This window comes from Rufibacter immobilis (assembly GCF_003721565.1).
Lineage (GTDB): Bacteria > Bacteroidota > Bacteroidia > Cytophagales > Hymenobacteraceae > Nibribacter > Nibribacter immobilis.
Window position 1 is genome coordinate 385898 of the sequence record NZ_RJJE01000017.1, and the last position, 13309, is coordinate 399206.

At 49.4% G+C, this 13309-nt stretch carries 6 protein-coding genes and 1 riboswitch; of the genes, 3 read left to right on the plus strand and 3 right to left on the minus strand.

The features are described from left to right. Positions 1–187: 187 nt before the first annotated feature. Positions 188–302: riboswitch (SAM riboswitch) on the plus strand. A 277-nt stretch (positions 303–579) separates the two neighbouring features. From EFA69_RS14425 to EFA69_RS14435, 3 genes are read left to right on the plus strand one after another with little or no spacing between them, the layout of a single operon-like run. Beyond that, positions 580–1917 (plus strand): O-acetylhomoserine aminocarboxypropyltransferase/cysteine synthase family protein, encoded by a 1338-nt coding sequence (locus tag EFA69_RS14425; protein ID WP_123133808.1) that lies wholly within the window; start codon positions 580–582, stop codon positions 1915–1917. Positions 1918–1922: 5 nt separating this feature from the next. After that, positions 1923–2978 (plus strand): homoserine O-acetyltransferase family protein, encoded by a 1056-nt coding sequence (locus tag EFA69_RS14430; RefSeq protein ID WP_123133809.1) that lies wholly within the window; start codon positions 1923–1925, stop codon positions 2976–2978. Beyond that, positions 2957–4204 (plus strand): homoserine dehydrogenase, encoded by a 1248-nt coding sequence (locus tag EFA69_RS14435; RefSeq protein ID WP_123133810.1) that lies wholly within the window; start codon positions 2957–2959, stop codon positions 4202–4204. Before EFA69_RS14430 ends, EFA69_RS14435 begins: the two co-directional genes overlap by 22 nt. 452 nt (positions 4205–4656) lie before the next feature. On the opposite strand, the gene lysA is transcribed toward EFA69_RS14435, so the two are convergent. The 3 genes from lysA to EFA69_RS14450 form a co-directional block, all read right to left on the minus strand. Next, positions 4657–5802 carry a diaminopimelate decarboxylase gene (gene lysA / locus EFA69_RS14440; RefSeq protein WP_123133811.1) on the minus strand — a complete coding sequence of 382 codons (1146 nt, stop codon included), beginning with the start codon at positions 5800–5802 and terminating at the stop codon, positions 4657–4659. Further along, on the minus strand, positions 5795–7129 hold the full coding sequence (locus tag EFA69_RS14445; protein WP_123133812.1) for an aspartate kinase: 1335 nt from the start codon (positions 7127–7129) through the stop codon (positions 5795–5797). Before EFA69_RS14445 ends, lysA begins: the two co-directional genes overlap by 8 nt. Before the next feature lie 130 nt (positions 7130–7259). After that, positions 7260–13124 (minus strand): cadherin domain-containing protein, encoded by a 5865-nt coding sequence (locus tag EFA69_RS14450; RefSeq protein ID WP_123133813.1) that lies wholly within the window; start codon positions 13122–13124, stop codon positions 7260–7262. Positions 13125–13309 lie beyond the last annotated feature (185 nt).

A 13309-nucleotide genomic window follows, 5' to 3' on the forward strand; every position in this document is an offset into this window, starting at 1 on the left:
GGCAAAGTTAGGAAAGGATACAGACGGGGCAAGAAAAAATGCAAGGTTCCTTTGATGGTCTTTCCTGTTCTCCATTTACTAACATTTGTTGGTATTTAAAAGAAAATTCAAAAATTTTTTGAAAATTGTTTGCAGGTAAAGTTTTCGTTGATAGATTTGCAGCATCAAGTCAATTATTCCGGTAGTTGATTTATAAAGAAGAGTGGAGAGACAGGCTCTGAGAAGCTCTAGCAACCTACCAGCCGTGTAAGGTGCTAATTCCTGATCCCAGGGGACATATTGCCACCTGGGGAATATAAATTGATACGAAGATGGAAAAACAAACCAACGCCACTTCTGACAATGCAGCGCCGCGCCTGACCATGGCGGCAAAAGGTAGTACCCTTCTTTCTATTATTCCCACAACAACGCGAATGTGCACCATGTCCACAACGGGCATCTGTTGCTGTTGCCGTTAATTCCTACCATTTCAATTTTTTCTCTAGGGCCTGACGCATAGCGGCAGGGGGAATCCTGTTGTCTGTCCGTTTTCAAGGCTCTTGTTTTTGTTCAATTTTTCAATTGTAACCGGCTATTGTCATGTCTAATTCATTCCGTTTTGAAACTCTTCAGCTCCACGCTGGCCAAGAAATAGATCCTACCACCCGCTCCAGAGCGGTGCCTATCTACCAAACTACTTCCTATGTGTTTGAGAATGCTGAGCACGGAGCTAACCTGTTCGCACTGAAGCAATTCGGGAACATCTATACCCGCATCATGAACCCCACCACCGATGTGTTTGAGAAACGCATTGCCGCCCTGGAAGGGGGCGTGGCAGCGGTGGCCGTGGGTTCCGGTCAGGCGGCGCAGTTCATTGCCCTAAACAACATCCTGCAGGTCGGCGACAATTTTGTGGCGTCCAGTAACCTGTATGGCGGCTCCTATAATCAGTTTAAAGTTGCTTTTAAGCGCCTGGGCATTGAGGTAAGGTTCGCTAAAAATGATGAACCGGCCACTTACGCCTCTCTTATTGACGAGAACACCAAAGCCCTGTATATAGAGACCATTGGGAACCCCAGGTTCAATATCCCAGATTTTGAGTCTATTGCCGCCGTGGCCCAAGGGCACCAGATCCCGTTGGTGGTAGACAACACCTTTGGGGCAGGCGGTTACCTGTTCCGGCCACTGGAGCACGGCGCTAATGTGGTGGTTGCCTCCGCCACCAAATGGATTGGCGGCCACGGCACCAGCGTGGGCGGCGTTATTGTAGACGGCGGTAACTTCAACTGGGGCAACGGAAAATTCCCGCAGTTCAGCGAGCCCTCTGAAGGCTATCATGGCCTTAATTTCTGGGAAGTATTCGGAGCCGACGGGCCTTTCGGAAATATCGCCTTTGCCATCAGGGCCAGGGTAGAGGGACTGCGCGATTTCGGTCCGGCCTTGAGTCCGTTTAACTCTTTCCAACTCATTCAGGGGCTGGAGACGCTTTCCCTGCGGGTAGACCGCACGGTGCAGAACGCCTTGGCGCTGGCCGAATGGCTGGAGCAGCACCCACTGGTGGAGAGCGTGAATTACCCTGGTTTACCGTCCAGCCCGTACCACGCGCTGGCCAAGAAATACCTCAAACGCGGTTTTGGGGGAGTGTTCAGCTTTAACCTCAAAGGCGGCAAAGAAGAAGCCGAAGTGTTTGTGAACAGCCTGGAACTGGTGAGCCACCTGGCCAATGTAGGCGATGCCAAGACCCTGATCATTCACCCTGCTTCCACCACCCACCAGCAACTCAATGAAGAAGAGCAACTGTCGGCGGGCGTGAACCCCACGCTGCTGCGGGTTTCCGTGGGCATTGAGCATCTGGAAGACATCAAAGCAGATTTTGAGCAGGCGTTTGCCAAAGTGAAAGTGAGAGAACCGAAGTTGGAGGCATTTTTAAGTGAGTAGAAATCATGTTGAAGGGACGCGTTTATAACCACACAGAAGAATTCACCTTGGAGTCTGGGCAACTTTTGCCCGGTTTCCAACTCTTTTACACCACCTGGGGCACGCTCAATGAAGACCGCAGCAATGTGGTGTGGGTGTGCCACGCCTTCACGGGCAATGCCTTCGTGAAAGATTGGTGGGAGGGGCTTTTTGGCGAAGGGAAGACGTTTGACCCAGCCAAGCATTTTATTGTCTGCGCCAACACCTTAGGCGGTTGCTACGGCTCCACCGGACCCTTGAGTATTAACCCAGATACCGGTAAACCTTATTACCACAGTTTCCCCACGCTCACCAACCTAGATGTGGTGCGGTCTTTTGATGCGCTGCGCCAGCATTTGGGAATTGAGCAGATCAATGTACTCATTGGAGGTTCATTGGGCGGACAACAGGCGCTGGAATGGGCCATTGAGAACCCGCAGGTAACCAAAAAGCTGGTGCAGGTTGCGTCCAATGCCCGGCAGTCGCCGTGGGCCATTGCCCTGAATGAAAGTCAGCGGATGGCCATTGAGCAGGATGTGACCTGGCAGTTGGCTACCGATGATGCCGGCCTCAACGGAATGCGTACCGCCCGTTCTATGGCCCTGCTTTCTTACCGCAATTACCACGCCTACAACCAAAGCCAGCGGGAGCATGGTCCGGAGCTGAAGCGTACCTATAAAGCCGCTTCTTATCAGCAGCACCAGGGAGAGAAGCTGGCCAAGCGCTTCAACGCGTTCACCTACTGGCAGCTCACCAAAATGATGGACAGCCACCACGTGGGGCGGAACCGGGGCGGCCTGGAGCAGGCGTTACGGCAGGTACAGGCCGAAACCTTGGTGATTGGCGTAGACACTGACCTGCTTTTCCCCTTGAACGAACAGAAGTTTGTGGCCAACTATATCCCCAAGGCGCAGCTGCAGGTCATCCACTCTGAGGCTGGGCATGATGGTTTCTTACTGGAAACCGTACAGTTGGCGCACCACTTAGATACTTTTTTACAGAACAAACAATACAGAAAAACATGGATCCCCACCGTCTTCTAAAAATTGGTTTATTTGGCTTTGGCTGCGTAGGGCAGGGCTTGTATGACATCCTCTCCCGCGAAGAATCACTTCCTTACAAAGTAGAGCGCATCTGCGTGAAAGACCCGCAGAAACTGCGCCCGCTCTCGCCAGAGAGTTTTACCTATGACTGGCAGGAAGTGCTCTCTGATGACCGCCTGGATATCTTGGTGGAAGCCATCAGCGACGCTGATGAAGCCTATACCATCGTTTCTGAGGCACTGCGCCGCGGCAAGAAAGTGGTCACCGCCAACAAAAAGCTGGTGGCTTATCATTTGCCTCAGCTCCTGGCGTTGCAGCAGGAGTTTGGCGGGGTGCTTCTGTACGAGGCAGCCGTAGCCGGCGGAATTCCAATTATTAGAACGGTAGAAGAATATTTCGCCAATGAACCCCTGGAGCGGGTGCACGGCATCCTGAACGGTTCCTCCAATTACATTCTGAGCCAGATCTTCAAGCAGCAAAAGGCCTACGATGAGGCCCTGAAGGAAGCCCAGGACAAAGGCTTCGCGGAGCTGGACCCGTGGTTGGATGTGGCCGGTGCCGATTCTAGACACAAACTGTGCATCTTAACCGCCCACGCCTTTGGCCGCACCCTGGCGCCGGAGGAAGTGGCTTTCTTCGGGATAGATTTTCTGGGGCAGCAGGACTGGGAGTACGCCAAGCAGCACAACGCGGTGATCAAACTGGTAGCCTCTACGCACTTAACCTCAGACGGGGAACTGGTGCCGGTGGTGTTGCCCAGTCTGGTAGATGCCTCAGATGATTTATACGGGGTGGAGCAGGAGTTCAACGGCGTGGTAGTGCAGGGAGCTTATGCCGGTCCGCAGTTGTTCAAGGGCAAAGGCGCCGGAGGGCACCCCACCGGAGCGGCGGTGTTGTCAGACATTATTTCCATCAGCAAGGGGTACGCCTACGGGTATAAAAAATTAGCCAAGACCACGAACGCCCCTGCCCTGGCACTGGATTACGAGCTGGAAGTTTACCTACGCAGCAGCGAACCGGAGCTGGTGGCTTCCCTGGGCTTGACCAATCTCCAGAACGTGCAACGCGGCACCGATTCCTTCAGCGTAATTGGGACAGTTTCTCTGGGGAACCTGATCAAAGCGCAGGAAGAGATCAGAAAAGCGGGGGCTTACGTAATGGCTCTATCCTCAGACTTTGTGGGGGAGAAGGCGAAGCAAGCGAAAGAGACCGTAGCGCTTTCCTAAGCTGAACCATGTCCCCACTCCAGTAACCCTAAAATTCCCGGCAGCATTTGCCGTTTAGAAAGTAGCTTGTTTAGTTCGTTTCGTTTGCGCAGACACCTGGCACTTAGTCAGGTGTTTTCGTTTAGGGGATGTTTTTAGAAAAAGAGGCGCTAAACGCAAGGGCAGAGTGGGGGACGAAGAAATCAAAATTTTGCTTTCGGACTTACTAGTATTTCTCTGCGCTTTGTTTAGGAGCGATAGGAAAGCAGGATATGCAAAAGGGGTTTAGACGGGGAATCTGTGAAGGGCGTTTAGGGGCTGTTTTTCTAAAATTAAAGCTAAAACGTGAAAGAGGAAGGAACAGCTTTCTGGCAAATACTTAAATAAAAAACTTCCGTTTAGGGGCTCTTTTTAGAAAAAGAGCCCCTAAACGGAAGTAAAAGAGAAAGCAGCGGAAGGCTGACTTTAATAGATTAAAAAAGATAAATGGCTTGCACCCTGTCACGGAGGTTGTAGGCCGAGGCCATCACTTCGCCGTAGGCACCGGCGGTTCTGAGGGCCACCAAGTCGCCGCGTTTGGTTTCCGGCAGCTCCAGGTCTTTGGAGAAGCAGTCGGTTGACTCGCAGATGGGGCCCACCACGTCATAGGTTTTCACCGGAAGTGTACTGGTGAGGTTCTCAATGTGGTGGTAAGCCTGGTAGAGGGCGGGGCGCATCAGCTCGGTCATGCCCGCGTCCAGAATCACAAAATTGGTTTTCTGTCCGTGTTTCAGATACAGGACTTTGCTGATCAGGTTACCGCACGGAGCCACCAGCGCCCGACCAAGTTCAAAATGGACCACCTGTGCGGGGCGCTTCTCCAGCAGACGGTCAAAGATGGCGAAGTAGGCCGCAAAATCAGCGACCGGCTTCTCATCCGGTGAGCGGTAATCCACGCCCAGTCCGCCACCTACGTTCAGGTGCGGGAACACCAGGCCGCGGGCTTCAAACCAGTTTTGGATCTCGTTCACGCGCAGGCACAGATTTTCAAAGGCCCGCAGGTCTGTGATCTGCGACCCGATGTGGAAGTGCAGCCCAATCAGTTTGAGGTTGGGCCATGATGGAAATCTTTCCACCAACCCCTCCAACTCCCAGGTATTGATCCCGAACTTGTTTTCCTCCAGCCCGGTGGTGATGTGCTTGTGCGTGTAGGCGTCCACGTTGGGGTTGATACGCAAGGCCACCTGGGCCACTTTTCCTTTGGCGGCGGCCAACTCCTGAATTACCTCCAGTTCCTGCACAGACTCAACATTGAAGCAGAAAATATTGGCATCCAGGGCGAAGTTAATCTCGGCGTCAGACTTGCCCACCCCGGCAAACACTACCTGTTCGGCAGGAAAACCGGCTTCCAGCGCGCATTTCACTTCATTGCCGCTCACGCAATCGGCCCCGAAGCCTCTTTGCAGCACCTCAGCCAGAATGGGGGCGTTGGCATTGGCTTTCAGCGCATAGTGCACATGGTAGCCGTATTTGCCTGCCTCGGCCTTGGCAGTGTCCAAAATCTGCCGTAGCAACCGTAGGTCATAGGCGTAAAAAGGAGTTTGGTGCTGCGAGAACGTGTTGAGGTGTTCTTTAAGCATGGTTTTCCTCTCTTTCCTGAAACACACCTTCATTGATGGAAACCAAGGCCTCCACTTTGTGTTCCGTATTCACCAACACACTGATGTTGTTCTTGCTTCCGCCGTAGGAAATCATTCTGAGCGGGATGTTGCGCAGAGACTGCACCACGCGCAGAGAAGCACCCGGTTTGTCTTCCATGAAATCGCCCACCACGCAGATAATGGTCAGGTCTGTGTCAATCTCTACAGTGCCGAAGCGTTGCAAGGCCTCCGTGATTTGCGGCAGGTACGTAGGGTTGTCAATGGTGAGCGACACGGCTACCTCAGACGTGGTGATCATGTCAATAGGTGTCTTGAACCGCTCAAACACCTCAAACACGCTACGCAGGAAACCGTAGGCTAGCAACATGCGGCTGGATTTGATCTTGATGGCGATGATGCCGTCTTTAGCCGCCACCGCCTTGATCTCGCTGCCCGATTTCTTTGAGGAAATGGTAGTTCCCTGAGCTTCGGGCTGCATGGTGTTCAGCAACCGTACCGGGATGTTCTGCTGCTGGGCCGGCAGAATGCTGGACGGGTGCAAAATCTTCGCCCCGAAATACGCCAACTCCGCCGCCTCGTCAAAAGAAAGCTCGGCAATAGGGTAGGTGTTCTTCACCACGCGCGGGTCATTGTTGTGCATGCCGTCAATGTCGGTCCATATCTGAATCTCTGAGGCTTTCACCGCCGCTCCAATAATGGAGGCGGTGTAGTCGCTGCCCCCGCGTTTCAGGTTATCTATCTCATTCTTGGCGTTGCGGCAGATATAACCCTGCGTTATGAACAACTGGTTTCCTGGATATTGGGCTAATTGCTGTTGCAGGTGCTCTCTGATGTAGGCATGGTCTGGCTCTTCCTCCGGCGTTATCTTCATGAACTCCAGGGCCGGCAGCAACACAGACGTAGTTCCTTTCTCTTCCTGGAAAATCTGGAAGAGTTGGGTAGACAACAGCTCGCCCTGCGCTAAAATGATTTTCTCCTCCACGGGGGAGAAGTTGCGGCCCAAGCAGGCGCGGATGTCGTTGAAAACTACTTCCAGTACCTTGTGCGCCTTCTCCTTGGAGGAGTCCTGTTTATATAGTTCGGCAACTACCTGTTTATAGCGTTGCTCCAATTGGTTTGTGAGAGATTCTGCCCCGGCTACGTTAGCTTGGGCCAGCTGCTCCCCAATCTGCACCAGGTAGTTGGTGGTGCCGGACATGGCCGACAGCACTACAATCACGGGCTCCTGGGAAGGAAGTAACTGTGAGACGGCACCCATACGCTCCGCAGAGCCTACGGAGGTGCCCCCAAATTTCATGATTTTCATAGATGTTAAATAAAACATGCCAATTTACTAAAACAATGTGTAGATACCTGAAAAGGAAAGTCCCCACCCCCGCTATTTTTAAATTAAAGCGGGAGTGGGGACTTAAGGTAAACTCTATACCTAAAGTAGCTTAGTTTGTTTTCACAACTCTAATCGTCTCATTGATGGAAGGTCCTTTCACCCTAAGGATATAAACGCCTACCGCTACAGTTTGAAGATCTCTGGTTAGCATAGATTCACCCACCGGAACCTGTACGTTTTCGTGCAAGATCAACTTCCCGTTTAGGTCATGCAGCTCAACGGTGAGGGTGCGGGCCTGGGTGCTGTTTACGGTGAAGGATAACTTCTGGCTGAATGGGTTGGGGGATACTCCTACCTGCGCCAAGCCTTCGGTCATCACTGCCTTATTAACCACCACAGTTTTGGTGTACTCATGCTGCCCGTCAAAGTCTACTTGCTTTAAGCGGTAGTAGCTGGTACCCTGCGGGGCAGAGGTATCTAAGAAACCATAGTTCTGAAGGATGTTGCTGTTACCGTTGCCAGTTACTTTGCCAATAGCTGTAAAACTTTTGCCATCGGTACTACGCTCAACCTGGAAGTAGTCATTGTTCTTCTCCGTAGCTGTAGACCAGTGCAACTGCACATTTGCTCCTTTGGCCTTGGCTGTAAAGCTAATCAGTTCAACCGGAAGTGTTACCACAGTAGAAGAAGATCTGAAACCATAGTTTACCATTTCAGGAGTAGTTTCAGAGCCATAGGAATTAACATCCAGAAGGTCTACTAAACCATCATTGTCGCTGTCTTTGTAGAAGATGCTTTTGGTGTTTAGGAACAAGAAGCGAGTATCAGTTGCAAATTTCAACCAATCCTGCACTTTGCTACCCGGCGCTATGGAGCTAGGGTAAAAATCCTTAGCTGATGTCCCCTGAGCTCTTGAGGTGAACTCCGCACCTAATTTAGCCAAGTCATCACTGGAAACACCGTTCTTGTTAAAATCAAAGGCTTCAATGAAATCATGAATTGTATCATTATCGCTGTCTAAGTCTAAAAAGTCAGGCATGGTGTCACCATCGTGGTCAATGGGTACCAGAGCTATGTTACCTGTAGATCTGTAGGCGTCATCAATTCCATCTTGGTTGGCGTCTACTCCTGACGTTTTCAAAGTATTACCCTCTGCCTGTGCTTCAATAAAGTCTGGTATACCGTCACCGTCGGCGTCTATGTCTAAGAAATTAGGAATGCCATCATTGTCCATGTCTTCCAGGGTGGTGAAGGAGTTCTGAGGTGTACCGGAAGAACCTACACTAGTCAAGCGGCCGGTCAGGCGGTCATAGTTGGCGGGAAGAATGCCGCCTGTCTGTTCAAGGGCGTCAGGGATGCCGTCATTATCAGAATCAAGGTCAAGTGCATTGATAATACCATCACCGTCTTTGTCTAAACTGGCAACTACTCCCTTGCTGTTTAATATACCAAACTTGCTATCTCTGTAATTCAAGACACCATCATTGTCTGCATCTGCGAACGGATTGATACCATTAGATTCTAATAAATCTGAGATGCCATCATTATCATTGTCTAAGTCATTTGCATCTGCCACGGTATCTCCATCTGTATCTAATACGATTGGAATGGAGAAAGTGGCAGGAGTAGCGTCTTTCGCATTTTCTGCGTCTATAACGGTATAACTGAAAGTGACGGTACCGGTGTAATCAACAGAAGGTTTGAAACTGATCTTAGTTCTTGATGACCATGGGTAATTGGTGTTCAATGCCACTGCATTCCCATCAATAAATAAAGTGCCGCTTGTTGGTGCGGTGGTAATTTGAAAGTAGGAAGGGTTGCCCGCTGGATTCTCACCATCATTGCCTTCTAACGGAGACAAAAGGGTTGCTGGTGCGGTATTGGTTAAGAAAGTAGCATTTGTCACATTTTGGGTCACAGGTTCACCGTTGATTGGAATAGTGAACGTTGCATTATTGCTTTCTGCTCCTTCTGCATCAATTACGCTAAATATTAATTGTACATCTGCAAGATTAGTAGGGGCGGGGTCAAATCTTAAAGACATTGCTTCAGTCGCTGAGTACATTCTGCCTGCCACTACACCTATACCACCAATGGTAAGATTGCCTTGGTTCGAGTTTGGCAATGAGGCAAACTTGAACTTGAGCAGCATTACATCATTGTCATCTGTGGGATAGGCACTGATCGTGAGGGTGGAAGCCGCAGCTGTGTTAAGTAATGTTTGGGTTCTGATATTCAAAGCTACAGGAGCAGCATTCAGAGGGATAGTAAATATAGCTGGTGTTGCATCAGCCGCGCCTTCTCCATCCTTGACGGTATAACTGAAGGTAACATCTGTTGTATAGCCTGCCGCAGGATCAAAGCTGATCTTGTCTCTCAAAGACCAAGCATAGTCTGTGGTTGTATTGGCTGCAGCCCCATTAATGGTGAGTGCTCCACTGGCAGGTAATGCATTCAGGCGGAATGTAACAATAGAGACATCATCTGTAGCGTTCAGGGCATCCAGCAGAGTGGCATCGGCAGTGGTAAGAAGGGTTGCGCTATTGGCTTGATTATTCGCTACTGGTTCTCCATTAATGGGAATGGTAAAAGTAGCCGGAGTGGCATTAGTAAGACCGGCGCCGTCTTTTACTGTATAGCTGAAGGTTGCATCAGCAGTACTTGTCACGGCAGGCGCAAAAATGATTTGGTTTCTGCTAGACCACAAATAATCTGTGGTGGTATTAGCTGTAACTCCGTTGATAGTGAGCGTTCCAGAGGCAGGAAGAGTAGTTAATCTGAAGGTGGAGACAGCAAGATCATCAGTTCCGTTGATGGCGTCCAGAGGTGTTGCTGTAGCCGTATTCAGAAGTGTAGCTGAGTTTGTCTGATTAAAAGCGACAGGTGCTTCATTTACATTCGTCACGCTTACGGTTATTATTTGCTCATCAAACAAAGAACCACTGTCTGTTACCCTTACAGTTACCAGGTAGGAATTATTGCCATCTTCATCTGTGGGTGTTTCAAAGTCTGGAGCGGAAGTGAATATTAAAACTCCTGTTGCTGCATTGATACTGAATTTATCTACGTCTGCTCCCCCTGAGATACTATACGTACGGGTACTATTTTCAGGATCTATAGAGGTTACCGTAGTTACCGACGTTGTGTTCTCTGCTATAGAGATAGAAGCTGTGGCCCCTGCACCATTTGAAGTGATCACGGGAGCTTCATTTACATTGGTTACAGTAATAGTAAAGTTTGAAGTTGAGGAATAAAGCGCTCCATCATAAGCCCTTACAGTAATACTGTGAGATGTGGCTGTTTCATAATCTAACAATGATGCATTAGCCACGGAAACCACACCAGTGGAAGGGCTAATAGTGAATAGGCCATTTGCATTATTGGTAAGGCTATACGTGAGGGTGGTATTCGCGTCTACATCAGTAGAAGAGGCTGTAATGCCCACTTGTGTCCCATTTGCGGCATTCTCTGCTACCGTGTTTGTGGCTGAATTGATATCTGTAGGGGCGGTAGGAGCCTCGTTCACGTTAGTGACGTTTACGGTGAGTACCTGGTCCCTAGTGCCTGTAGGAGCGCCATTATCAGTTACCCTTACCGTTACTACATAGGTGTTATTGCGGTCTGTGTCTGTAGGAGCTTCAAAGTTGGGAGCTATTTTGAAAGTAAGGAGGCCTGTTGTGGCATTTAAATTGAATTTGTCCGCATCACCAGAAGATAATATGCTGTAAATGAGGGCAGATCCCGCATCTACATCTGTAGCTGTCACGGTAGTGACAGCAGCGGTAGAGTTCTCAGGGAAAGATATAGTGGCCGCGGCTCCTCCTCCGTTTGAGGTGATCACTGGTGCCTCGTTTACGTTGGTTACATTGATAGTGAACGTAGTGGTAGATGAAGTTAAGTAACCATCTGACGCACTTACAGTGATGATGTGGCTAGTTGCAGCCTCAAAGTTTAGTAATGCTCCATTGGCTACACTGACAACACCCGTCGTAGCATTGATCGTAAACCTGCCTTCTGCATCATTGATAAGACTATAGATGATGGTGGTGTTTGGATCAACATCCGTTGACATAGCAGTAATACCCACTAATGTACCTGTGGCAGAATTTTCAGGAACATTGTTTGCCGCAGAGTTATTGTCTGTTGGTGCTGCTGGAGCTGTGTTTGTTACCGTAAGCGTATAGGTTGAGTTAGATGAATAAGCACCGTCATTATCTCTTACCATGAAGCTAAACGTAACTGTTCCTGCATAAGCAGGATTAGGGTCAAACGTAAGCTGATCTATTTGAGCAGCCGTGTACCCAGTTTCTGTTGCAACGTTTGTGCCATTGATCTGCAGAACGCCCTGTGCAGCAGTAGGAAGAGACACAAAATGATAAGTTGCAATAGTTCCGTCTGTGTCATATCCTGTCAAAGGATTGATAGGTGTAGCAGCGGCTGAACTGCTCAGGCTAGAATTGCTTACGGCTAATGAAGATGGGGCACAGTTAGATGTATATGCAATCAATACAGGTCTGGTGATTGCTTGATTGACAGTCCCAATCGTGCCATTGGTGGCATTATAGGTAGTACCGCCTTGAGCATTTCCTGACACACCGGGGGCGACTGAAGTGCTTGCGAGAGCCGCATTTGAGTAGATGATGCCGCCGCCGCCGCCGCCGCCAGGACCATGCGGAGAATCTGCACCTGTATTAGAGCCTCCATTACCGCCTGCAGCTGAAGTTCTAACGGTATTTAAATCTCCTGTATTAACACTTATTAGAATACTTCCTCCAGCGCCGCCGCCGCCAGCGCCATCATTGGTTACTGTTAATGCATCTGCTCCATCTGCATTTATTGTTCCAATACCTGTTACTGAACCAGCTCTGATGATAGCAATACCTCCTCCGGCTGCCCCACTGCTGGATAAGCCGCTGGCTAGGTCTCCTGTACCGTCATTAGAGGTACCGGCACCGCCTCCACCACCTAAAATTAATTTAGAAACTGCGGGAGAAATAGAACGTCCCGCAATTCCCCCAATAGCTAAATTGTTTGACCAGCTGTTGCCTCCTCGTCCACCGGTACCTGCGTTTCCACCGCCGCCGCCGCCAGAGTTCATGGTGTTATTATTAGGGCTACCGTCTGTACCGCCGCCGCCTGCGTTTCCTGGAGCCCCACGGCCACTACTTCCATTGGCATATTCAAATCCTGTGGTGGTTGGTGTAGTACTGCCGGCTGTATAAACATAAGCTGGAGTTCCTGCTACACCTTCCCCTTTCTGAGCATTATTATTTACAGAGCTTAAAGTTCTATAATCTGTGTTAGCGCCAGCTCCACCTTGTAGTTGACGACCAGCCCCCCCTCTAAATCCTTTGCCGCTTACATCAATTGTTTGGTTATTGAAGTTTAAAATGCCTGCTATATCTAAAACGACTACACCACCAGTAGATCCGTTCCAGGCTGGTGCAGTGATAGTAGTGTTTAAAGTTGCGGAAGAATATTGAGGCACTCTAATTACCTGGAATTTCTCTACTGCAGAGGTGCTAGTGGAGTAGTTATATGTTTTAAATAACCTTGAAACAGTGATCGTCTTATTGCCTCCTGATAGGGTAGTGACAGCAGTTACAATAGCATATTCATATGTTCCCGCTGTAACCGCAGACAATGCACCATAACCGCTGTCATTGCCGGTTGTAATAGTAGCATCTTGCATTTGAATAATAAGTACCAGATCTCCTGTTGCAACCTGGGTGGTATTGCCAGTAGATGGACCTACGGAGATAGCTCTAGTACCTCCTGTGTTGGCAGTGGCATCTGCGAGACCGGGATAATAAGTGTTTACAACAGAAGTGGCACCACTTAAAACACCGTCTTGCCCTGGAGTAGCGCAACTCTGTGAATAAGCATGGAGTGATGCTACCAACTGAATAATGAATGTAAGTAGAAAAAACTTTTTTGGGCGTACCTCTCCCAGGGCCATTTTTATCATGTCCATTTTTGTAGATGATTAATTATATTCTCTAAGACGCTTTAACAATAATGAGGGAGGGGGATCCCAAATACTTCCTTAGCAGTAAACAAAGGATGATTATTCTTTTTACAATTATTTTTTCAAAATAAACTTCAGCAATGAAACCTTAAATGGTAGGGGTGCGTTTAAGGTTGATTTTTTCTAACGTG